Consider the following 21,744-nt stretch of genomic DNA (forward strand, 5'->3'; position numbering starts at 1 on the left):
GGGCGCCCGCCGTCTTCGACGGGCGGCGGGCGCCCACCTCCTTCAGCGGTCGGGCTGGGCGGCCAGCCGTTCCGCCTCTGTGTGCAGGGCCTCGACGAGGATGAGCTCCAGCAGGAGATCGTCGTCGATGAGGCCGAACAGAACTTCCATCGGGCCTCCCGAGTGTACGGACGCCCCAGTGGTCCCGGAAGTTGACACGAATCCCGGACAAGGCCGGTCCCGTGACCGAACTTTGATCGTCTGTGCGGGGAGCCTCGCGCCCGGTCCCCGCTCGGTCCCGCCCCGTCCTCGGTCTCGCCCCGGCCCGGCGCGGGGACCGCCGCCGGGACCGCCGTGCTCTTCGCGCCGCTATGCCGGAACCAACTCGGCCAGGTCGACGTGCTCGCCCACCTCACGTACGTCCGTGCAGTAAGCGATCAGGAAACGCTGCCCGCCGACGCGGCGGGTGATCCGCAGGCAGGGGAGGTCGGCCATCACGATCGCCTCAACCTCGATGCCCTCGGGGCCTCTCCAGATACCCATGAGCAGAGGCTACGGAGAGGCGGGTAAGGACGGGGTAACCAAACGGGCATATCGTGATGCACGGTGAACGTCTACCGCTTTACCGCAGTTTTCGGGCTTCGCTGCAGGTCCAGGATGATTAACAGCGTCGCTGTGGGTAACAGAACGCAGGAATTCTAGTCATCAGGGAGAAACCAACATGGCATTGCCCAAGCTCACCCCCGAACAGCGTCAGGCCGCCCTGGCGAAGGCCGCCGAGATCCGGACGGCCCGCGCCAAGCTTCTCGCCGAGGTCAAGGCCGGCGCGCTCAGCCTGGAGCAACTGCTCGACCGTGACGACGACGTGGCCAAGCGCATCAAGGTTTCGCAGGCCCTGCGGGCCCTGCCCGGGGTCGGGACCGTCAAGGCCGCCCAGCTGATGGCGCAGGCCGACGTCGACGAGGCGCGTCGCCTGGGCGGGCTCGGCGCGCAGCAGCGCCGCAAGCTCATCCAGGCCGTGGGCGGCTGAAGATCCCTGACCCGGCCGCGGCTCCGCGCCCGCCCTCATCGCGTCACCCCGCGCGGGCCCCGCGTCGGAACCGCGCTCGCCCTCATCGCGTCACCCCGCGCGGGCCCCGCGTCGGAACCGGACCGACGTGCGGGCCGGGGCGGGGCGGCATGCCGTCCCGGAGGACGTGCCCGGGTACGGGGAGGCCCCGCCTCGTGGATTCGGGGGAAATCCGCGTGGCGGGGCCTCGTGCGACGACCTGGTCATCGGGCTCACCGGGGAACCGTCCCATGCCCTGGACACCGTCCGGGTGAGCCCGGTCCGAAGAGTCAGTGAGCCTCTGCGAACTGCTCCTCCTCCGTCGACCCCTTCAGGGCCGTGGTGGAGGAGTCCGGCGCGACGGCCGTGCTGACCAGGTCGAAGTATCCGGTGCCGACCTCGCGCTGGTGGCGGGTGGCGGTGTAGCCGCGCGACTCGGCGGCGAACTCGGCCTCCTGGAGCTCCACGTACGAGGTCATGCCGTCCTCGGCGTAGCCCTTGGCCAGGTTGAACATCGAGTAGTTCAGCGAGTGGAAGCCCGCCAGGGTGATGAACTGGAACTTGTACCCCATGTGACCGAGCTCGCGCTGGAACTTGGCGATGGTGGAGTCGTCCAGGTGCTTCTTCCAGTTGAAGGAGGGCGAGCAGTTGTAGGCCAGCATCTGGTCGGGGTACTCGGCCTTGATGGCCTCGGCGAACTCGCGGGCCACGTCCAGGTCCGGGGTGGAGGTCTCCATCCACAGCAGGTCGGAGTAGGGCGCGTAGGACAGGCCGCGGGCGACGCAGGCGTCCACGCCGTTGCGGACGCGGTAGAAGCCCTCGGCGGTGCGCTCACCGGTGGTGAAGACCTGGTCGCGGGGGTCGACGTCGGTGGTCAGGAGCGTCGCGGCCTGGGCGTCGGTCCGCGCGATGACCAGGGTCGGCACGTCCAGCACATCCGCTGCGAGGCGGGCGGCGTTGAGGGTCTTGATGTGCTGGCCGGTCGGGATGAGCACCTTGCCACCCAGATGGCCGCACTTCTTCTCGGAGGCGAGCTGGTCCTCCCAGTGCACGCCGGCGGCACCCGCGGCGATCATGCCCTTCATCAGCTCGAAGGCGTTCAACACGCCACCGAAGCCGGCCTCGGCGTCGGCCACGATGGGCGCGAGCCAGTGCGGAGCGTTCTCGTCCCCCTCCGACCAGGTGATCTGGTCGGCGCGCAGCAGCGCGTTGTTGATGCGGCGGACCACGGCCGGGACCGAGTTGGCCGGGTAGAGGCTCTGGTCCGGGTAGGTCTGCCCGCCGAGGTTGGCGTCGGCGGCCACCTGCCAGCCGGACAGGTAGATCGCCTTCAGTCCCGCCTTGACCTGCTGCACCGCCTGGTTGCCGGTCAGCGCGCCGAGGGCGTGCACGTAGTCCTCGGTGTTCAGCAGGCCCCACAGCCGCTCGGCGCCGAGCCGGGCGAGAGTGTGCTCCTCCTGGACGGAACCTCGCAGTCGAACCACGTCCTCAGCCGTGTAGGTCCGCTCGATGCCCTTCCAGCGAGGGTTGGTCTCCCACTCACGCCGCAGCTCGTCTGCGGCTCCCTTGAGGCGATCATTCATTGTTCACTCCTTTTCGTCCCCTGGGTGCCTTGCTCCGAGTGTCTGCCCCAACGAATCGGGCAAACAAGGTCAATTTTGACGAAAAAATCGTGTTTCTTCTCTCTATGTCAATACTGGACGGTATTCGACAGAGAAGAACTTCAGAGTTTTCGCTATGGACTAGACCAATTCCGGTGACGCCGGTCATAGGAGGCGGTGGAGCGGGGAAATTTCCGCAGAAATTTCGTCTAGCATCGGGTTATGGCATCGTTGGTCGGTGAAGAACCGCTGTCCTTGACGCAGGAGCTCGATCTCATCGCGTTCGGCCAGCGCCTCAGACACCTGCGCAAGCAGCGCGGCCTCACCCTCTCCGACCTGGGCGAACGTGTCAGCCGGGCGCCCAGCCAGCTCTCCCTGCTGGAGAACGGCAAACGCGAGCCGAAGCTGTCGCTGCTGAAGTCGCTGGCCGCCGCGCTCAACGTGCCGGTGGAGGAGCTCCTGCGCCGGCAGGCCCCCAGTCGCCGTGCCCAGCTGGAGATGGCACTGGAGGAGGCGCAGCGCGACCCCCTGTACGCCGGGCTCGGCCTGGCCAAGCTGAAGGTCTCCGCGCGCGTGCCCAACGACGTGCTGGAACACGTCCTCGGACTCTACGGCGAACTGCGCGCCCGCCAGGCGAAGGGGACCGCCACCCCCGAGGAGGCGCGTGTCGCCAACGCCGAACTCCGCCGCAAGCAGCGCGAGCAGGGCAACTACTTCCCGGAGATCGAGAAGGCCGCGGCCGAGGCGCTCACCGCGGTCGGCTACCGCACCGGCGCGCTCTCGCAGAGCACCGTCCAGGCGCTGGTCAGCCATTTCGGCTACACCGTGCAGACGGTCCCGGACCTGCCGCGCACCGTCCGCTCCATCACCGACCTCCGCAACCGGCGCATCTACGTCAAGCACGAGCAGGTCGGCATGCACACCCCGCGCACGATCCTGCTGCAGACGCTCGGCCATCTCGCCCTCGGCCACCACAAGCCCCGGGACTTCGCCGACTTCCTGCGCCAGCGCACCGAGGCCAACTACTTCGCCGCCGCCGTCCTCGTGCCCGAGGCCACGGCGGTCCCCTACCTGCGCGAGGCCAAGCAGGACCGGGCGCTCAGCGTGGAGGACCTGCGGGACGTGTTCGCCGTCTCCTACGAGATGGCCGCCCACCGCTTCACCAACCTGGCCACCCATTTCCTCGACCTGACCTGCCACTTCGTCCGCAACGACGCCGGCGGCATCATCTACAAGGCGTACGAGAACGACGGCATCGTCTTCCCCGCCGACGAGCAGGGCGCGATCGAGGGCCAGCGCATGTGCCTGCAGTGGTCCGGGCGTCAGGTCTTCCTCTCGCCCGACCGGTTCTCCGTCTACTACCAGTACTCCGACTCACCCACCGGCACCTACTTCTGCGTCGCCCACGTCGACCCGTCGCGCGAGCGCGACTTCGCCATCACGCTCGGCGTGCCGTACCGGGAGTCGCGCTGGTTCCGCGGGCGCGAGACCACCAACCGCACCAAGTCGGCCTGCCCGACCGGCGACTGCTGCCGGCGCCCGCCCGCCGAGCTGGCCCAGCGCTGGGAGGGGTACGCCTGGCCCTCGGCGTGGGGCAACTCCCATGTCGTCGCCGCGCTGCCGCCCGGCTCCTTCCCGGGGGTGGACGAGGCCGACGTCTACTCGTTCCTGGAGCGCCACGCCACCCGCTGAGCCCGCCTCCCACCTGCCGCCCCCGTCCCTGCCGAGGCAGTGCGCCTGACATGACTGACACGCCCGAAGACCCCTGAACACTGTTGAGGCAAGCGCGCGCCCACCTTACTTGCCTCACGAATGACTCCTCGGAGTCACACAAGGCAGTCGCACGGCCCGGGTTGGCAGGCCCGAGCCGCCCGGTCACCCGGGCCGCCCGCCCCGGTCACGTGGTCCGGGGCGGGGAGGTCACACCGTCCGGGACGGAGTCACACCGCCGGTGGGGCAGCCGTCCGGCGCAGCGTCAGCCACGGGTGGCCGTAGAAACGGTAGGCCTCCGCGGTGCCCCGCGCCTGCCCGCGCATCGAGCGCAGCACCTCGGCCGGGGGCTCGCCGGCGAAGCAGCGCCGGTAGAACTCCTGGGCCAGGCCGCGGCCGTTCGGCCAGAGCGGGGCGACGACCCCGCTCGCCCCCGCCAGCAGGAACGCGTGCGCGTCGCCCGGCTCCTCCAGGAAGACGAACGGGGCGCCGCCCAGGTCGGGGCCGAGCGCCTCGGCCGCCGCCCCTCCCGCGGTGAAGTGGACCACGTCCGGTGCCCGGCCGAGCAGGTCCAGCACGTCGCCGAGCGCCGGGGAGACCTGCGTAGCGCCGTACTCTCCCACCAGCGGATGCGGCTGCGCCTCGCCGTACACCACCGCCATGTTGTCGGCCCGCGCCTGCGTGGGCGGCGGCAGCTCGGGACGCCGACCGCCGATGGGCCAGCGGCCGATCACCGTCTGGCAGTTCAGGTAGCGGGGCAGCGACGGGTCGTAGGGGTGTTCCAGCACGGCCAGCTCCCAGGGGACGTGCGGCTCCTGGGAGAGGATCAGCACGCTCGGCCGGCGTGGGGCCACCCGCCCGGCCACCGCGTCCAGCAGTTCCCAGAACCCCGGCGGGACCCGCGCGCCGACCTGCCGCCCCAGCTCCTCGGAGAGCTCGCCCGCGCCGGTCAGCCTCCGCCCGAACTCCGAGGCCCGTTCCCCCAGATCCGAGATCTCCGCCCGGTCGGGGGTGATGAAGTGCGGTGACTGGTACGTCCACCACAGCCGTCCCGGCCGGTCGCCGTGGACGATCACCGCCGTGACGTCCGGTGGCTCGCCCGGAGAGACCGGGCGGATCCGGGTGCCGGAGACCGGTTCCGGGACCTCCTCCCCGCCCAGCCGGCCGGGCGAGTCGAACACCGTGATCGTGCGCAGCCCGTACCCGGTCACCTGGCCGCGTACGGAGTAGACCGCCTCGATCTGCCGGGCCGTCTCGGGTTCCTCCTGCGGCAGGGCGACCAGATTGACCACGGCCCGCGGGTACGGGTTCGTGTCGTCGGCGCGCAACCGGACGCGCCACCCGGCCGGCGTGTCGAAGCCCTCGGCGACGAGCTGGATGTCCAGTTCCACCGGCTCACGGGGGATCGAGCCCTCCCGGCCCTGGCCGGGGCCGACGCCGACGGCCATCTCGACTCCCCAGCCGCCGACCACCTCGCCGGGCGCCTCGATCAGCGGAACCGCCTCCCACTCCGGCCCGCCGGCGCGGGCGTCCCAGGAGGGCGCCGCGGGCGACTCCTTACGGCGTTTGCGGAAGGCCCCGGTGAGCCGGTCGAGCATGGAGGGCCCGCGTCCGGCGTCCGGAGCTCGGGACATGGCGGTGGCACCCTCGTCCTGCGGCACCTGGGGCCCCGGCGGTTGCGGGCCCGATGGCGGGGGCGGGGCCTGGGGGCTCTCCTCCGGCGTGGTCCCGGGCGGTGCGCCGGGCACCGGGTAGGGGGGTGCGTCCTGGCCGGAGCGGAGCCAGTCGGCGCTCATCGTCCCGGTCGACGGCATGTCGGGCCCGGCGGGGCCGGGCGCCGGCCGGTCGGAGGCGGCCCCGCCGGGTGCGGCGGGCCCGGCCGCGGGCCACTCGGAGAGCGCGGATCCCGGCCTGGGCCCCGGGGCGGGCTCCGGCACGGGCCACTCGGGCACGGTGCCTCCCGGGCCCGGCCGCTTGCCGGCGCGGGGCTCGGCCAGCATGGGGATCACCTGCTCGGCGGTCAGACCGTGTTCCAGGCTGAGCAGCGTGGCCAGCCGGTCCCAGGCGGGGCCGTACTGGGCGATGAGCATGATGATCGAGTCGGCCAGCTGCCCCGCCGGCTGGTTGCCCGCCTCGGCCAGCAGGGGGTCGAGGCGATCGCGGAGTTCTCCCGCGGAGTGGCCCATCAGGCCGTCCAACTCGTCGCGGACCGTGCGTGCCGCCCGCACCACGGCTACCGGGTTCATACCGTCCCCCCTCGTTCCGGTCTGACCTGATCTTCCCACCTGTGCGGCGGTGAACGGGAGCCGGTGCTCAGGGAGAATCGGCGCCACATAGGGTGATACCCCTAAGCATCGAGGTGATGGGAAGGGTGGGCTGTGCTGCCTGAGGTCGAGGCATGGCTGCGCGGGCGCACCTCATCATCGGACGACTGGCCGCTGCCCGAGCTGGTGGCGGCCAAGGGGGAGACGACCGTCAGCGTCGTGCTCCCCGCGCGTGACGAGGAGGAGACGGTCGGCGAGATCGTCGCCGCGATCCGCCGCGATCTCGTGGAGGCGGTGCCGCTCGTCGACGAGGTGGTGGTCATCGACTCGCGGTCCGTCGACGAGACCGCTGTCCGCGCCGCGCGGGCGGGGGCCACGGTGATCGCCCAGGACGAGATCCTGCCCGACCTCAAGCCGCTGGAGGGCAAGGGGGAGGCGCTGTGGAAGTCGCTCGCCGTGACCTCCGGAGACCTGCTGGTCTTCGTCGACGCCGACCTGCGTGAGTTCCGCACGTCCTTCGTGACCGGGTTGCTCGGGCCGCTGCTCGCCGATCCCGGCGTGGCCTACGTCAAGGGGTGCTACGACCGGCCGTTGCGGGACATGCCGGGTGGCGGCGGCCGGGTGACCGAGCTGGTCGCGCGTCCCCTGCTCAACCTGCACTGGCCGATGCTGGCCGGGTTCGTCCAGCCGCTGGCCGGGGAGTACGCCGGGCGCCGGTCGGTGCTGGAGCGGATCCCGTTCGTGGGCGGCTACGGGGTGGAGATCGCCATGTTGATCGACCTGCTGGACCTGGCCGGGCTGGACGCGCTGGCCCAGGTCGATCTGGGGCGTCGTGTGCACTCCCACCAGTCGACCGAGGCGCTCGGCGCGATGGCCGCCCAGATCCTGCAGGCGGTCTGGTCGCGTCTGGAGCGGCAGGGCAAGATGGTGGCCCTGCACACACCGGTCCCGCGTCTGGCCCAGTTCCGCCGGGGCGCCACCGGGCACCGGGTGAGCGTCCGCGACGTCGCCGTCGCCGAGCGCCCCCCGATGATCACCATCCCGGCCTACCGCCCGGCCGGCTGACCGTTCCGCCGGTCCGGCCCCCGCCGGAGGACATGCCCCGGTTTGTACCCCAGCAGGTGATCCGCGTCATCCGCCCGCGCCGGGTGATCCGCGTCACCCGCCCCGCGCCGCCCGCCCCCGAGGCCGCCGTCGCGGAGGTCACCCCGAGGGGCGGACGCGGCCTCCCGGAGAGGCGACGGCCTCGTGGTGGTGCGGCCTCCCGGCCCGGTCGCGCGGACACCGGAACCTCCACGCTGCGCGGGTACGCGCGACGCCCCGCCCGTCGGTACAGTGGGGGTGTTACCGTTGGTAACCCCACCTCGGTCCCAGGAGGAGCGAACGATGAGCGAGACCGGCTTCTGCCCCGAGCTGAGCGACGACGTGCGCGAGGTGCGCGACTGGGTGCGCGACTTCGCCCGGTCGGTCGTCCGCCCGGCCGGTGCCGAGTGGGACGAGCGCGAGGAGACCCCCTGGCCCGTCATCCAGGAGGCCGCCAAGATCGGGCTCTACTCGCTCGACTTCTTCGCCCAGCAGTGGTTCGAGCCCAGCGGCCTCGGCCTGATCGTCGCCTTCGAGGAGCTCTTCTGGGGGGACGCCGGCATCGGCCTGTCCATCGCCGGCACCGGCCTCGCCGCCGCGGCCCTGTCCGCCGGCGGTACCCCCGAGCAGCTGGGGGAGTGGCTCCCGCAGATGTTCGGCACCCCCTCCGACGTCAAACTCGGCGCGTTCTGCGCCTCGGAGCCGGAGGCAGGCTCCGACGTCGGCGCCATCCGCACCCGCGCCGTCCCCTCCGGGGGCGACTGGATCCTCAACGGGGTCAAGACCTGGGCCACCAACGGCGGCATCGCCGACGTCCACATCGTCGTCGCCTCGGTCGACCCGTCCCTGGGCGCCCGCGGTCAGGCGTCCTTCGTCGTCCCGCCCGGCACGCCGGGCCTGTCGATGGGGCAGAAGTTCAAGAAGCACGGCATCCGCGCCTCCCACACCGCCGAGGTCGTCCTCGACGACGTGCGTGTGCCGGGCTCCTGCCTCCTCGGCGGCAGGGAGAAACTCGAGGCCAGGCTCGCCCGCGTCCGCTCCGGGGAGCGCGCCGGTGAGCAGAGCGCCATGCGCACCTTCGAGATCACCCGGCCCTCGATCGCCGCCATGGCCGTCGGCATCGCCCGCGCCGCCTACGAGTACGCCCGCGACTACGCCCGCGAACGCGAGCAGTTCGGCCGCAGGATCGGCGAGAACCAGGCCGTCGCCTTCCTCCTGGCCGACATGGCCACCCGCGTCGACATCGCCCGCCTCATGACCTGGCGCGCCGCCTGGATGGCCCGCAACAACCGCACCTTCACCCAGGCCGAGGGCTCCATGTCCAAGCTCGTGGCCGGTGAGACCGCCGTCTGGGTCACCGACCAGGCCATCCAGATCCTCGGCGGTGCCGGTTACACCCGCGAGCACCCGGTCGAGCGCTTCCACCGCGATGCCAAGATCTACACCATCTTCGAGGGCACGAGCGAGATCCAGCGCCTGATCATCGGCCGCGCGGTCACCGGCCTGCCCGTTCGCTGAAAATATCCGATTCTTCGATCTCGCCCGAGCGCAGGAAAGCCCACGTGCAGACCACCCCCGAGGTCGTGGCCTTCCTCGGCCGCCACGGCGTCCGGTGGCGCAGATCCCTGACTACCCCGACCGGCCCGGCGGCAAGGCGGGCCGCGCGATCGAGGCCGCCCCCTTCCTGGGCTCGGACGTGCGTCGCCGGGCGGCGTGAGACGACCGTGCTCAGGGCTCGAAGCCGTGACGGAACAGCGTCCATATCCGTGCGGCGGTCTCGGTCCGCTCGGCTGCCGGGAACTCGGCGAGGAGGAGGGCCAGCATGCCGATGGCCAGGAGCAGGTCGCCGGTCGTCACGTCCGCGCGGATGCGGCCGGCCTGCTGCGCCTCGGCGAGCTGGGCCTCCAGCAGTCGCGCCACGCGGTCGCGGACTGCGAGGATGCGCGGGTCGGGATGCGGCGGCACGCTGACCATGGTGACGAATGTGGTCGAGGCGATGACCTGCTCGGTGATCAGGGTCAGCAGGTCGTCGAGTGTGGTGCCGGGTTTGGCGGCCAGCGCCTCCAACTCGGCGACGCTGCTTTCGAACACGGCCAGCGCGAGGCTGGCGCGGTCGGGGAAGTGCCGGTAGAGGCTGCCCTGCCCGACCCCGGCCGCCCGCGCGACCTCGGTGAGTGAGGCACCGTATCCGGCGGTGGCGAACGCCTGGCGGGCCGCGGCGATCAGGGCCGCCCGGTTCTCCGTCGCGGCCGCCGGTCCTCTGTTGGGTCGACGCGCGGCAGTCACAATGGCTATGGTACAAACCGGACGGTATAGTCCGGTTGGTGTGGAAGGGCTTCGCCGCCGCGTGACGGGCCGCGATGCCGCTCCTGCCGCCGTCGGTTCGGGGCATGTCAGGCGGCTCGTGACGCCCTCACCGCCCCGGCGTCCCCCCGCATCCACCCGTCACCGCCCCCTGGCGTCTCTCCGCAGCTCGGCGGGGCGGCCGGTCCGACCGAAAGGATCAACCCTTGACCATGACCTTCGACGGCCGCGTCGCCCTCATCACAGGTGCGGGCTCCGGAATCGGCAAGGCGATGGCCGTCGCCTTCGCCGAAGCCGGCGCCCGCGTCGTGGCCTGCGATGTCAACGAGGACAGCGCCCGGGAGACCGCCTCGGCCATCGGGGACCGGGCCCTGGCCGTGGCCGCCGACATCGGCGACGAGGCGTCGGTGGCGGCGCTGGCGGAAGCGGTGATCGGCGCGTACGGGCGAATCGACGTGCTGTGCAACAACGCCGGGATCATGGACACCATGGCCCTGCCCGCCGACATCCCCCTCCAGCAGTGGGAGCGCGTGCTGCGGGTCAACCTCACCGGGACGTTCCTGGTCACGCACGCGGTGCTGCCGCACATGCTGCGCCAGGGCGGCGGCGTGATCGTCAACACCGCCTCGGAGGCCGGCATCCGCGGCGGGGCCGCCGGGGCCGCGTACACCGCCTCCAAGCACGGCGTCGTCGGCCTGACCAAGAGCGTCGCCTGGGCGTACGCCAGGGACGGCATCCGCTGCAACGCCATCCTGCCCGGCCCCACCATGACGAACATCGCCAACGGTGCCGCCTTCGACCCCGTTGGCGCCGCGCGCCTCGGCCCGGTGCTCGCCCTCGGGGAGCGCCTGGCCCAGCCGGAGCAGATGGCCGACGCCGCGCTCTTCCTCGCCTCGGACGCCGCCTCGTTCGTCAATGGCGCGATCGTGCCGGTGGACGGCGGCTGGTCGGCGGCCTGAAAAGGCGCGGGCGGGGGCCGGATTCACCGTCGGCCCCCGCCTGGCGCCCTCCGCCGTGCGGATACCTCATAAACCAGGCGTACCGCCACAAACGCCATCTGTCGGCCCGGCGACATCACGCTTCAAGATCGTTAATGCGACGCCTGGAGCATCTCGGTCAGGGGCGCGGTCGTGACCAGTGTGCTCGCCGCCTCGGCAAGCTCGTCGTCGAACGTCACCAGCGCGTCCGCCTGCAGCCGGGTCAGCGCGATGTATTCCGCCCGGTACGTGTCCGGCCAGCCGAGCGTGCGGGCGACCTCCCAGGCGACGGATTGGAGCACTCGGTCCCCGAGCAGCCGAATGCCCAGCGAACGGATGCCGTCAAGGATCTTCCTCGCCGTTCGCTCGTCGGTGTCGCCTCGGCGGACGGAGCCGTACACGAGCGCGAGTGCCTGCGATCGCAGCAACGTCGGTGCGAGCAGCGCGTGGCCCGCCGGAATCGCCGGACCGTCGGTCGCGAGCCGGATGGCCACTGGAGCGTCGATGACGAATCGTGTCATGCGAGCACCTTCGCACAGAACCGCGGAAGGCGACGGTATTCCGGCCGGCCGCCGGGTGGGGCGGCCACCGCTGCCCGGCACCGGGCGCGCGAACCTGCTGCGTCTGGCGGATGTGCTCACCGTGACTTCTCCGCTCCCTTCGGGGAGCGGAGAAGTCACGGCATCCACGAAAGCCCGACCGGTTCACTTCCGTCGTAGCCTGAATCTCGCACGTGATGGACAGGAGGTTGAGGTGGCCGAGACGACGCCGACCGAGACGACGGTGGCTGAGGTGATGGCCGAACTGGCCGCGCTCGAGGACCCGAAGACACGCGAGGTGAACGAGAGACACGGCGACGATCACGGTGTGAACCTCGGCAAGCTGCGCGCGCTCGCGAAGCGGTTGAAGACGCAGCAGGACCTCGCGTGCCGGCTCTGGGAGACGGGTGACACCGCGGCGAGACTGCTGGCGATCCTGATCTGCCGCCCGAAGGCGTTCGAGCGTGACGAGCTGGACGTCATGGTGCGCGAGGCGCGCATCCCCAAGGTGCACGACTGGCTCGTGAACTACGTGGTGAAGAAGAACCCGCACGCCGAAGAGCTGCGCCCGACCTGGTCCGCCGATCCGGATCCGGTGGTCGCGAGCGCCGGCTGGGCGCTGACCGCCGAACGCGTGGCCAAGAAGCCCGCGGGACTTGACCTCGCGGGACTGCTCGACGTCATCGAGGCGGAGATGAAAGACGCCCAGGATCGCCTGCAGTGGGCGATGAACCACTGCCTGGCTCAGATCGGCATCGAGCACGCCGAGCACCGCGCCCGTGCCATCGACATCGGTGAGCGCCTGGAGGTGCTCAAGGACTACCCGACTTCCCCGGGCTGCACGTCTCCGTTCGCGCCCGTCTGGATCACCGAGATGGTGCGCCGACAGCACGACAAGACGTGACTCGTTCGGTGAGCCGGCGGCGGCGGACAAGGGCGGCGGCGATGGCGACGAAGGATGTGAAGTGAACCCGTCCGGGTTTGATGGACGGCTGCCTGCCGGATCTCTGCTGTCGTGACGGAGGCGTGACGGTAGTGGGGTGACGCGTCCCGCGGCACCTGCAGCGAACGGTTCCGCAGTGCTCCCTCTGTTCGTACCGCTTGCCTGATTCTCGGGTTCTCGAGGCCGGTACGCCTTCCCTTCACGTCGACGCGCGATGGATGACGTGCGGCTGGAACGCGGGAGGTGACACGCGTGGCCTACCGCCTGACAGGCTTGCCACAACCGCTTCCGCGAGGGAGCGGCCCATCTTCTCCAGGTCGAAGGCGATCGTGCTGAGCGGTGGATCGGCCACCTGGGCGAGGGGGATGTCGTCGGCGCCCACGATCGCCAGGTCCTCGGGGGCGGTGAGCTTGGCGCGGCGCATGCCCGCCAGGAGGGAGATCGCGACCTCGTCGTTGTAGGCGCACACGGCTGTCACGGATTCTCGCCGCCATCGCCGCGCGGCGCGTGCCATGACGGCTGTGTCGAATTTGGTGTCGAGCGCCACCGGTGGGTCGATGCCGGCTTGTGCGCAGGCGTCGGCGACCCCGAGGAACCGGTCGTCGGCGATCTTGCGGAGCAGCTTGTGCTCGGGCATGGCGTAACCGATGCGCCGGTGGCCCAGGCCGATGAGGTGCTCGGCTTGGAGGTGACCCATCTGCCGCATGGTGGGGTGGGCCTCCACTTCGGTGGTGAAGACGATGGTGGCGCCCGCCCGGCGGAGAGTGCGTGCGGTGTCGTCGTCGATCGGTTCCAGGCTGGCGACCACCGAGGCGTCGACGGCGGCGCACACATCGGGAAGGGCCTGCCCCGGGGCTCCTGCGAGGTGTGTGACGAGGGTCAGGCCCGCGTCGGCCAGCGAGGCGGCGAACTGCTCGACGAAGCGGCCGATGCTGGGGCCGATCGACAGGTGCGGGATGGAGAGCAGGATGACGTCGCTGCGCCCGGCGGCCAGCGACCGGGCCGATCCCCGCGGCCGGTAGTCGAGCTGCCTGACTGCCTCCAGGACGCGGCGCCGGGTCTCCTCGGGGATCGACTGCCCCGGGGTGTCATTGAGCACGAAGCTCACTGTCGCGCTGGACACGCTGGCCGCTCGGGCGACGTCGGCGATGGTGCTCCGCTTTGCTGGGGACGTCATAACAGCCGATCGTAGGGGAGTGCCGATGTTGCGTAGTCGTTACGGGTAGATGTCTTGAAGTCTGAACGGGATGCCGCTGTAGGTTACTAATGCGCTTAAGTGATGAACTGCAAGTTCATCCAGCCCTGACTTTACCTGGAAGGGTTCACATGGGCACTCCCCCCACCCCCCAGCTGCTCGATGAGCAGCCGTCCGGCGAACTGCCGAAGGCCCGCGCGGGCTACGTCTTCTGGATGATGGCCGCCAACTTCGGCATCTCGATGGCCTTCGTCGTCCCGTTGTCCTACTCGCTGGCCGTACGGATCGACGAGCTCGCGCCCGGCCGTGAAGAGGTGCTCGGGTATGTGACGGGCACCGCGCAGACGATCTATCTCGTCCTCAGCCCCCTGCTCGGCCTCTGGAGCGACCGCACCCGCTCCCGCCTCGGCCGTCGCCGCCCCTTCCTGATCGCCGGCGGCCTCCTGGGCCTGGTGTCACTGATCGCCGTCGCGGTCGCGCCGAACCTGCTCCTCGTGGGGGCCTGCTGGATTCTCACACTGCTCGGCTGGGCGACCGCCGCGCAGGCGATCCTCAACGTGCAGGCCGATCGCATCCCCGAGGAGCAGCGCGGCAGGATCTCCGGCTTCACCGGGCTGACCGGCCAGATAGCGCCCATCATCGGCATCGGCGTCGCCTCCGCCGTCACGGGGAGCACCTTCCTCGTCTTCGTCCTGCCGGGCCTCATCGGCGCCGTGCTGCTGGCAGTCTTCGTCGTCCTCGGCAAGGAGACCGACACGCGTGACGCCGTGCACCAGACCGGCGTGTCGATGAAGACGCTGCTCTCCAGCTACGTCTTCAATCCCCGGAAATATCCGGACTTCGGGTGGAACTGGCTGGGGCGTCTGGCGTTCTTCATGGGCCTCTACTTCAACACCACCTTCACCACCTTCTTCTACGCCCAGCGCCTGGACCTGCCGGTGCGTGACGTGGCCGGTACGGTGGCCATCATCGGCGTCGTCGGCGTCGTCGCGGCGGCTCTCGGTGCGATGGGCGGCGGCTACCTGTCCGACAAGCTGCGCCGGCGGCGGATGTTCGCCCTCATCGGCGCGCTGTTCTTCGTCGTGGGCGCGGTCGTCGAGGCCTTCGCCCACTCCTTCCCCGTGCTGATGATCGGGTCCGTCCTGATGCAGCTGGCGATCGCGTTCTTCAGCGCCGTCGATCAGGCGATCGTGCTCGCTGTCCTTCCCAGCCGGGAAGAGGCCGGGCGATACATGGCCGTGGTGGCGTTCGCGCACAAGCTCCCAAGCGCGATCGCGCCGCTCATCGCGCCGTTCATCATGGCGATCGGTGCGAGTGGCGCCGTCAAGAACTACACGCTGCTCTACCTCGCGGGAGCGGTGCTGGCGCTCATCGGCGGGGTGCTGGTGTTCACCCGAGTGAAGTCGGTGCGATGAACGCCCCCTACGATCTGCGGATCGCCTCGGGTGGCGACCAGTTCCCGGTCTCGGAGGAGCGGCCGCTGCTGTCGTGGAAGCTCCCGCACGCATGGCGCGAGCAGTACGGCTACGACCTCCAGTTCCGCATCGACGGGGCCGGGCAGGTGGTGGAGAACGCCTCCTCCGCGGAACACCTGTTCGTGGCGTGGCCGCTTCCGCCGTTGCGCAGCCGGCAGTCCGTCGCGTGGCGCGTCCGCGCATATCGCGACGGGAAACCTTCGGAGTGGTCGTCCTGGCACGAGTTCGAGGCCGGCCTGCTCGATCGGGACTGGTCGGCGCGCTGGATATCCCCGCACGAGCCGGACCGCTCCCGTGCCGCCTACCTCCTCGCCGGCAGCGTGGAGTTGCGTGACGACATCGCACAGGCCCGGCTCTACTCCACCGCGCTCGGGGTCTACGAGGCGTTCGTCAACGGCGCGAGGGTCGGTACGGCAGAGCTGTCCCCAGGGTGGACCTCGTACGGCGACACGCTCCACGCCCAGGCCGCCGACGTCACGGCGCTGCTGCGCGGCGGCGTCAACGACCTGGAGATCCTGCTCTCGGACGGCTGGTACCGGGGCAGCGTCGGAACCTGGCGCAAGCGGAACTCGTGGGGCGCGACCACCGCGGCCCGGCTCCAGCTCCATGTCCGCTACGCCGACGGCACCGAAGTGATGACAGGCACGGGCGAGGGCTGGGCTTCGCGCCGCAGCGGCATCCGCATGGCCGACCTCATGGACGGGCAGACGACCAACTTCACCGCCTCACCCGACTTCCCGTGTCCCGTCCGCGTGGACGCGGTCACCGCCCCGCCGATCGCCTGGTCGCCCGCCCCGCCGGTGCGACGGGTCGAGCGGCTCGCTCCGCGTTCGGTCAAACAGCACGGCAACGGCTCGTGGATCGTGGACTTCGGCCAGAACGCGTCCGGGTGGGTCACCCTCACCGACCTGGGTCCGGCGGGCACGCGCACCGTGATCGAGTACGGTGAGCACCTGGACGCCACCGGGGATCTCACGACCGCCCACCTGGACAGCCGGCGTCCGGGCGAGGCCGCGATCCCGTTCGCGCAGCGCGACGAAGTCATCTCCTCGGGCAAGCCCGGCGAGGTGTTCGAGCCCCGGCACACGGTGCACGGATTCCGCTACGCGCGCATCTCCCGCGCCGTGGACACGGCGAACGTGGTCATGCAGGTCGTCCACACCGACCTGCGCGAGACCGCGACCTTCGCCTGCAGCGACGAGGACCTCAACCGCCTGCACGAGGCGGCCAAGTGGGGCTTCCGCGGGAACGCCGTCGACATCCCGACCGACTGCCCGACACGGGAGCGCCTCGGCTGGACGGGCGACTACCAGATCTTCGCGCCGACCGCGGCGCGCCTGTACGACGTCCACGGGTTCAGCCGGAAGTGGCTGCGATCGGTCCGCGACGACCAGCTCGACGACGGCCGCGTGGTGAATTCCTCACCGGACGCCAACCGGCTGAAGACCCACGACGATCCGATGGCCAACGCGATCACCGGCTCCGCGGGCTGGGGCGACGCCGTCGTCCTCGTCCCGTGGGTGCTCTACGAGACCTACGGGGACGCGGCCGTCCTCGCCGAGAACTGGCCGGCGATGCGGAGGTGGGTCGAGTGGGCGCTCGCGACCGCGCGCAACGCCCGGCACCCGTCCCGCGTCGAGCGTTCGGCCGAGCCATACCCGCACGAGGAGTTCGTCTGGGACGGCTCCTTCCACTGGGGGGAGTGGCTGGAGCCGAAGAAGCGCGCCGCCGACGGGTCCCTCATCGACCCCGTGATGAGCGACCCCATGGCGTGGTACACGGCGGACAAGGGCGAGGTCGGCACCGCCTACCTGTTCCGTTCCGTCCACATCCTCGCCTCCGTGGCGGACGTGCTGGGGCACGCCGAAGACACGGCCCGCTACCGCGGGACGGCGGAGAAGGTACGGCAGGCGTGGCAGAGGGAGTTCCTGGACGCCGAGGGCCGGACCAAGGCCGGCACGCAGGCCGGCTACGTGCGCGCCCTGGCCTTCGATCTCGTGCCGGCGGACCGGCGTGAGAAGGCGGCCCGGCACCTCGTGGACCTGATCGACGCCGCCGACGGCCACCTCGGCACGGGCTTCCTCTCGACGGCGGACCTGCTTCCCGTGCTGGCCGATTCCGGCTACCCCGACGTTGCGTACTCGGTGCTCCACCAGCGGACCTCCCCGTCGTGGCTGGGCATGCTCGACCGGGGCGCGACGACCATCTGGGAGGACTGGGACGGTGTGTCCGACGACGGCACTGCCACCGCCTCTCTCAACCACTACAGCAAGGGCGCGGTCATCCGCTTCCTGCACACTCATACCCTCGGCCTCAAGCAGGCGCCCGGCTCCGCCGGGTGGAAGTCCTTCATCGTGGAGCCCGTGCTCAACGAGGCGGTCACCTGGGCCAGTGGCACGTTCGACAGCCCGCAGGGGCGGATCGCCGTCGAATGGCGCGTCGAGGGCGATGTCCTGCGCATCTCGGTCGACGTGCCCGGAGGCTCCGAGGCGCTGGTCCGATTCCCGGACGGCACAGCCGTACGCACAGGTCCGGGACGCTTTTCCCAAGGATTGGAGATCATGAATGTCCACCGCTGACGTGTCGAGCAAGTCCCTGACCGAGCTGATCTCGTTGACGGGACGGCGGGCGGTCGTGACCGGAGGGGGCCGGGGGCTGGGCAAGGCGATTGCGTCGAGGCTGGCCGAGGCGGGAGCCGACCTGCTGATCGGCGACATCGACGAGGAGCTTGCCGTGAGCGCCGCCAAGCAGATCGCTGACAGCCATGGTGTGCGCGCGATCGGTGTCGCCATGGACGTGGCTGACGCCGGGTCGGTCGCCGCGGCGGCGGACCGTGCGGTGGCCGAGCTCGGCGGCCTGGAGATCTGGGTGAACAACGCGGGCATCTTTCCCAGCGTCCCCCTGCTGGAGATGACCGACGAGACGTGGGACCGGGTTTTCGCCGTGAACGCCCGCGGCGTCTTCCTCGGTGCCCGCGAGGCCGCCCGGCGCATGGCGAGCGGCGTCATCGTGAACATCATCTCGACCGCGGGTTTCCGGGGGAGCGCCCCGGGTCTGGCAGCCTACGTCGGATCGAAACACGCTGTCCGCGGGCTCACGCGCGAGCTGGCCCTCGAACTCGCGCCGGGGGGAATCCGCGTGCTCGGAGTCGCCCCGAGCTTCGTGCCCACGGAAGGCAACATGATGATGGCCGCCACCGTGATGACCGGCGACACCCCGCCGACCGGCCTCATGCTCGACAGCCCGATCGGACGGGTCGGCGTGCCCGATGACATCGCGCGCGTCGTGCTGTTCTGCGTATCGGATCTGGCGACCTTCATGACCGGCAGCACGCTGCTCGCCGACGGCGGCGACACCGCATGACCGGGTCCCGCGGCCTGGACGGCATCCAGGGGGGCAGAGCAAGGAAGCCGGAAAGGGGCCAACCGCGGGTCAGCAACCCTGTCCATACCTGTGGTGTGACTGTTCGGTACGGCCCTCTTTCTTCGTTCGGCGCGGTCAAGAACCTCCACGGTGCGCGGGTGCCGGCGTACACCTCTGTGTGCGGAGACGAGTACGAGTAGGTAGAGGTGCAGATGCCAGTGCCGGTGAGGTGGGTTTCGGGCTCACCGGCACTGGTCCGGGTCGTCATCCTCTCGGGCCGTAGGCCGACATGAGGACATGCACGCTGATGAGGACGACGATCCAGACCATGGCGCGCCTGGTCGGCGGGGGGCCGCCGCGCAGCAGCGAAATACCCAGGGGGATGAAGGCGACGCAGAGGCCGCCCACGGCGATGAAGGACTGTGGTTCGGTGCCTTTGAGCGTCCCGAGCGCGAGCGCTGACATCAGGCCGAGCGCGATCGAACGGCCCAGCCCCAGGGCGCCGGAGCGGTAGGCGCCGATGGCCAGCACGACCCAGCCGAAGAAGGCCGGCCCGGACATGGACCTGAACGGATGCCAGACCGTATCCCGCCATGCCAGGTAGTAGCCGTCGATGCCGGTGAGCATGGTCGGCAGGCCGAGGCTGTCGGTCAGGTGAAAGGCCAGGTGATCGGTGCCGAACTGGAAGGTCCGGGTGAACAGGCCAACGATCACCAGGCAACCGCCCCACAGTCCCCACAGCGGGTTGGTGGCGGCGATCCTCTGCGCCAGCGTCATGACCGCCGGCCACAGCAGCACGAACCCGAAGGCGAAGCAGACGTAGGCGGCGGTGATGAGGGCGGGATGCTGAGTGTAGGCGACGAGCTGATGAGGGACGAAGTAGTGGAACGGGGAACGTAGGAGAGTCCCGGCCATGATCAGGGTGGGACCGGCAATCAGCGAGACGGCGCTCACCCATCGGCCGGGAAACGGGGGTTGGCGGTCCAGGTTGGCGGCGACGTTGGCGGCCCGCCGGTCCGCGCCGGTCCGCCACCATCGCGTGACGCGCCCGCGAAGATCAATGTTCATGGATTGCTGCCCCATCATGTCCGTGTCGGTGCGCCCGGACCGGTATGCCGGGGCACACCAGCATGGTGAGGGGCGATGCAGGGGGCGCGCGTCTGGCTCGGGTCGCATCTTGGTGGGCAGGCACGAGCAGGTGGTGCGACCCCAGGCGGATGCGGATGTCCGACCGTGGGCAGATGCCGCATGATCCGGTGAGGCGATAGCTTTCCGCCATGGAATGGGCTGGATGGCGGCTCGATGGAAAGAGCGTCGCCGACGCGGTGACGGCGGTCGCCGTGGCGCTGATCATCAGATACGCCATCGTCGATCCGCCGGGGCCGTCGTCGCACTGGCCCGCCTGGTCGGCCTGGCCGGTGGCGGCGGTCGTGAGCTTTCCGGCCGGGCTCCGGCGGCGCCGGCCGCGGGCCATGCTCGCCCTCGCGTGTGCCACGGCCGCGGCGGCGACCATGACCGGGGTCGTCGCGGCGGGCGCGATCTGGCTGACTTTCACACCGACCGTGCTCGTGCTGTACCTGGTGGCCACCACCGCCTCGATCGCGTGGTCGTCGGCGGGCCTGGCGGTCTGCCTGCTCGCCGAGGTGACCGCGGTCCTGGTCTTCTACGCGCGGGTGTTGCCCGGCCTCGAGCCCGCGGCGGCCCCCAGCGAGATACCGCCGGCCTGGCCGATCGAGATCGGTATGATCACCGTCCTGCTGGCCGCCGCGTGGGCCGTCGGGACGGTCGTCCGCTGGAAGCGGGAGACCACCGCCCGCCTCGTCCGCCACCTCGCCGAAGCCGCGGTGACCGACGAGCGCAGGCGCATCGCCCGGGAACTGCACGACGTCATCGGCCACAGCATGAGCCTGATCGCCGTCAAGGCCACCGTCGCCAACCATGTCGCCGACGCCCGCCCGCAGGAGGTCCGCGCCGCGCTGACCGTCATCGAGCAGACCAGCCGGAGTACGCTGGCCGAGATCCACCGGGTGCTCGACCTGCTGCGCTCCGACGGAGATTCCCGGCAGGCCCGTCTGCCCGTGCCCGGCACGGCGGACCTGCCCGAGCTGGCCGCCCACGCCCGCTCGGCCGGGGTCGAGGTGGACCTGGCCGTCCGCGAAGAGGCCGCGTTGCCCGCCGCGGTCGCGGTGTCGGTGTACCGGATCGTGCAGCAGGCCCTGACCAACGTCGTCACCCACGCGGGGCCCACCCGCTGCTCGGTCACCGTGGACGTCGACGGACGGGAAGCCGTGATCGAAGTCGTCGACGACGGCCCCCGCCACGGCCGGCCGCCACGGGCGGACCGCGCCGGCCAGGGCGGACACGGCCTGATCGGCATGCGTGAACGGGTCAAGATGTACGGAGGAACGTTCGACGCGGGCCCTCGGCCCGAAGGAGGTTTTCGCGTGTCGGCCCGACTGCCCTACGACCCGGACGGCACCCCGGCATGAGCACCGACGACATGAGCATCGGCGCCGCCCCGCACGACCCGTCCCCGCCCGCGCAGCTCGTCCGGGTCCTGCTCGCCGAGGACCAGGTACTGATCCGCGACAGCCTCAAGGTCCTCATCGACACGGCACCGGGACTGACCGCCGTGGCCGAGGCGGGCACCGGCGCCGAAGCCGTGCTCCTGGCCCGCCGGCACCGGCCCGACGTCGTCCTCATGGACGTGCGCATGCCGGACATGGACGGCATCGAGGCGACACGGCGCATCTGCGCCGACCCCGCCTGTGCCGGCGCGCGCGTACTGATCCTCACCACGTTCGATCTGGACGAGTACGTGTACGCGTCGCTGCGGGCCGGCGCGAGCGGCTTCCTTCTCAAGAGCGCCACAGCGACCGAGCTCCTGGCCGCCATTCGCGTCGTCGCCTCCGGTGAGGCGCTGCTCGCGCCCACCGTCACCCGCCGGCTCATCACCGAATTCCTGCACGGCCCTTACCCCGCCCCGGCCACGAGAGACCTCAACGGCATCACCCAGCGCGAGCGCGAGGTGCTCACCCTCATCGGAAAGGGAATGTCCAACTCCGAGATCGCCGAGCACCTGCACCTCACCGTCGGCACGGTCAAGACCCACATCAGCCGCCTCCTGGCCAAGCTGCAGGCCCGCGACCGAGCCCAGCTCGTCATCGCCGCCTACGAAGGCGGGCTCATCACCAACCCGGACGGCCGCCGGTAACCGATCGGCCCCTGTTCGAACGGCAGCCCTGCCTCCACACTCGAAGTCG

At 70.7% G+C, this 21,744-nt stretch carries 18 protein-coding genes; 11 read left to right on the top strand and 7 right to left on the bottom strand.

The genetic code is table 11. The annotated features are described in order from the left end of the window. Positions 1-348 precede the first annotated feature (348 nt). Positions 349-522: a hypothetical protein gene (locus ABD841_RS14075; protein ID WP_344971402.1), complete on the bottom strand. Its 174-nt coding sequence runs from the start codon at positions 520-522 to the stop codon at positions 349-351. A gap of 178 nt (positions 523-700) precedes the next feature. Here ABD841_RS14075 and mihF point away from each other — a divergent pair, with 178 nt between their 5' ends. Continuing rightward, entirely contained in the window at positions 701-1,009 is a 309-nt protein-coding gene (mihF, locus tag ABD841_RS14080) for an integration host factor, actinobacterial type (protein WP_344971404.1), read from the top strand. A gap of 308 nt (positions 1,010-1,317) precedes the next feature. Here mihF and aceA read toward each other — a convergent pair whose 3' ends face one another. Next, positions 1,318-2,610: an isocitrate lyase gene (gene aceA, locus ABD841_RS14085; RefSeq protein ID WP_344971405.1), complete on the bottom strand. Its 1,293-nt coding sequence runs from the start codon at positions 2,608-2,610 to the stop codon at positions 1,318-1,320. Between the two features lie 240 nt (positions 2,611-2,850). Between aceA and ABD841_RS14090 the strand changes: the two genes are divergently transcribed. Next, entirely contained in the window at positions 2,851-4,320 is a 1,470-nt protein-coding gene (locus tag ABD841_RS14090) for a helix-turn-helix domain-containing protein (protein ID WP_344971406.1), read from the top strand. Positions 4,321-4,568: 248 nt separating this feature from the next. Here ABD841_RS14090 and ABD841_RS14095 read toward each other — a convergent pair whose 3' ends face one another. After that, on the bottom strand, positions 4,569-6,584 hold the full coding sequence (locus ABD841_RS14095; protein ID WP_344971408.1) for a CHAT domain-containing protein: 2,016 nt from the start codon (positions 6,582-6,584) through the stop codon (positions 4,569-4,571). 132 nt (positions 6,585-6,716) lie between these two features. On the opposite strand from ABD841_RS14095, the gene ABD841_RS14100 reads away from it, so the two are divergent. Together ABD841_RS14100 and ABD841_RS14105 are read left to right on the top strand one after the other, a co-directional pair. Then, entirely contained in the window at positions 6,717-7,667 is a 951-nt protein-coding gene (locus tag ABD841_RS14100) for a glucosyl-3-phosphoglycerate synthase (RefSeq protein WP_344971410.1), read from the top strand. A 321-nt stretch (positions 7,668-7,988) separates the two neighbouring features. Beyond that, positions 7,989-9,203 (top strand): acyl-CoA dehydrogenase family protein, encoded by a 1,215-nt coding sequence (locus tag ABD841_RS14105; protein WP_344971412.1) that lies wholly within the window; start codon positions 7,989-7,991, stop codon positions 9,201-9,203. A gap of 210 nt (positions 9,204-9,413) precedes the next feature. On the opposite strand, the gene ABD841_RS14110 is transcribed toward ABD841_RS14105, so the two are convergent. After that, a complete protein-coding gene (locus ABD841_RS14110; protein WP_344971414.1) occupies positions 9,414-9,971 on the bottom strand; it encodes a TetR/AcrR family transcriptional regulator in 558 nt (185 codons plus the stop codon). Positions 9,972-10,201: 230 nt separating this feature from the next. On the opposite strand from ABD841_RS14110, the gene ABD841_RS14115 reads away from it, so the two are divergent. Further along, entirely contained in the window at positions 10,202-10,948 is a 747-nt protein-coding gene (locus tag ABD841_RS14115) for an SDR family NAD(P)-dependent oxidoreductase (protein ID WP_344971456.1), read from the top strand. Positions 10,949-11,079: 131 nt separating this feature from the next. Here the strand turns inward: ABD841_RS14115 and ABD841_RS14120 are convergent, their stop codons facing one another. After that, positions 11,080-11,487: a type II toxin-antitoxin system VapC family toxin gene (locus ABD841_RS14120; RefSeq protein ID WP_344971416.1), complete on the bottom strand. Its 408-nt coding sequence runs from the start codon at positions 11,485-11,487 to the stop codon at positions 11,080-11,082. A 274-nt stretch (positions 11,488-11,761) separates the two neighbouring features. On the opposite strand from ABD841_RS14120, the gene ABD841_RS14125 reads away from it, so the two are divergent. Then, positions 11,762-12,409, top strand: coding sequence for a DNA alkylation repair protein (locus tag ABD841_RS14125; protein ID WP_344971458.1), 648 nt, complete (start codon positions 11,762-11,764; stop codon positions 12,407-12,409). A gap of 238 nt (positions 12,410-12,647) precedes the next feature. Here ABD841_RS14125 and ABD841_RS14130 read toward each other — a convergent pair whose 3' ends face one another. Continuing rightward, complete coding sequence (locus ABD841_RS14130; protein ID WP_344971418.1) at positions 12,648-13,625, bottom strand: LacI family DNA-binding transcriptional regulator; 978 nt, start codon at positions 13,623-13,625, stop codon at positions 12,648-12,650. A 149-nt stretch (positions 13,626-13,774) separates the two neighbouring features. Here ABD841_RS14130 and ABD841_RS14135 point away from each other — a divergent pair, with 149 nt between their 5' ends. The 3 genes from ABD841_RS14135 to ABD841_RS14145 are packed head-to-tail and all read left to right on the top strand — an operon-like array spanning position 13,775 to position 18,481. After that, positions 13,775-15,058: an MFS transporter gene (locus ABD841_RS14135; RefSeq protein ID WP_344971420.1), complete on the top strand. Its 1,284-nt coding sequence runs from the start codon at positions 13,775-13,777 to the stop codon at positions 15,056-15,058. Then, positions 15,055-17,697, top strand: a complete 2,643-nt coding sequence (locus ABD841_RS14140) for a family 78 glycoside hydrolase catalytic domain (protein WP_344971422.1) — start codon at positions 15,055-15,057, stop codon at positions 17,695-17,697. The genes ABD841_RS14135 and ABD841_RS14140 overlap by 4 nt, the downstream gene beginning before the upstream one ends. Next, positions 17,684-18,481 carry an SDR family NAD(P)-dependent oxidoreductase gene (locus ABD841_RS14145; RefSeq protein ID WP_344971424.1) on the top strand — a complete coding sequence of 266 codons (798 nt, stop codon included), beginning with the start codon at positions 17,684-17,686 and terminating at the stop codon, positions 18,479-18,481. The genes ABD841_RS14140 and ABD841_RS14145 overlap by 14 nt, the downstream gene beginning before the upstream one ends. 264 nt (positions 18,482-18,745) lie before the next feature. On the opposite strand, the gene ABD841_RS14150 is transcribed toward ABD841_RS14145, so the two are convergent. Continuing rightward, positions 18,746-19,549, bottom strand: a complete 804-nt coding sequence (locus ABD841_RS14150) for a hypothetical protein (protein WP_344971426.1) — start codon at positions 19,547-19,549, stop codon at positions 18,746-18,748. A gap of 209 nt (positions 19,550-19,758) precedes the next feature. Between ABD841_RS14150 and ABD841_RS14155 the strand changes: the two genes are divergently transcribed. After that, entirely contained in the window at positions 19,759-20,970 is a 1,212-nt protein-coding gene (locus ABD841_RS14155) for a sensor histidine kinase (RefSeq protein WP_344971427.1), read from the top strand. After that, positions 20,967-21,695: a response regulator gene (locus tag ABD841_RS14160; RefSeq protein WP_344971429.1), complete on the top strand. Its 729-nt coding sequence runs from the start codon at positions 20,967-20,969 to the stop codon at positions 21,693-21,695. The genes ABD841_RS14155 and ABD841_RS14160 overlap by 4 nt, the downstream gene beginning before the upstream one ends. Positions 21,696-21,744: the final 49 nt, after the last annotated feature.

This window comes from Streptosporangium fragile (genome assembly GCF_039534445.1).
Classification (GTDB): Bacteria; Actinomycetota; Actinomycetes; order Streptosporangiales; family Streptosporangiaceae; genus Streptosporangium; species Streptosporangium fragile.

What these genes read in the sequence shown, in the direction of transcription:
- ABD841_RS14075 (WP_344971402.1), bottom strand. Translation starts at nt 522, where the DNA reads ATGGGTATCTGGAGAGGCCCCGAGGGCATCGAGGTTGAGGCGATCGTG.
- mihF (WP_344971404.1), top strand. Translation starts at nt 701, where the DNA reads ATGGCATTGCCCAAGCTCACCCCCGAACAGCGTCAGGCCGCCCTGGCG.
- aceA (WP_344971405.1), bottom strand. Translation starts at nt 2,610, where the DNA reads ATGAATGATCGCCTCAAGGGAGCCGCAGACGAGCTGCGGCGTGAGTGG.
- ABD841_RS14090 (WP_344971406.1), top strand. Translation starts at nt 2,851, where the DNA reads ATGGCATCGTTGGTCGGTGAAGAACCGCTGTCCTTGACGCAGGAGCTC.
- ABD841_RS14095 (WP_344971408.1), bottom strand. Translation starts at nt 6,584, where the DNA reads ATGAACCCGGTAGCCGTGGTGCGGGCGGCACGCACGGTCCGCGACGAG.
- ABD841_RS14105 (WP_344971412.1), top strand. Translation starts at nt 7,989, where the DNA reads ATGAGCGAGACCGGCTTCTGCCCCGAGCTGAGCGACGACGTGCGCGAG.
- ABD841_RS14115 (WP_344971456.1), top strand. Translation starts at nt 10,202, where the DNA reads ATGACCTTCGACGGCCGCGTCGCCCTCATCACAGGTGCGGGCTCCGGA.
- ABD841_RS14120 (WP_344971416.1), bottom strand. Translation starts at nt 11,487, where the DNA reads ATGACACGATTCGTCATCGACGCTCCAGTGGCCATCCGGCTCGCGACC.
- ABD841_RS14125 (WP_344971458.1), top strand. Translation starts at nt 11,762, where the DNA reads ATGGCCGAACTGGCCGCGCTCGAGGACCCGAAGACACGCGAGGTGAAC.
- ABD841_RS14130 (WP_344971418.1), bottom strand. Translation starts at nt 13,625, where the DNA reads ATGACGTCCCCAGCAAAGCGGAGCACCATCGCCGACGTCGCCCGAGCG.
- ABD841_RS14135 (WP_344971420.1), top strand. Translation starts at nt 13,775, where the DNA reads ATGGGCACTCCCCCCACCCCCCAGCTGCTCGATGAGCAGCCGTCCGGC.
- ABD841_RS14140 (WP_344971422.1), top strand. Translation starts at nt 15,055, where the DNA reads ATGAACGCCCCCTACGATCTGCGGATCGCCTCGGGTGGCGACCAGTTC.
- ABD841_RS14145 (WP_344971424.1), top strand. Translation starts at nt 17,684, where the DNA reads ATGTCCACCGCTGACGTGTCGAGCAAGTCCCTGACCGAGCTGATCTCG.
- ABD841_RS14150 (WP_344971426.1), bottom strand. Translation starts at nt 19,549, where the DNA reads ATGAACATTGATCTTCGCGGGCGCGTCACGCGATGGTGGCGGACCGGC.
- ABD841_RS14155 (WP_344971427.1), top strand. Translation starts at nt 19,759, where the DNA reads ATGGAATGGGCTGGATGGCGGCTCGATGGAAAGAGCGTCGCCGACGCG.
- ABD841_RS14160 (WP_344971429.1), top strand. Translation starts at nt 20,967, where the DNA reads ATGAGCACCGACGACATGAGCATCGGCGCCGCCCCGCACGACCCGTCC.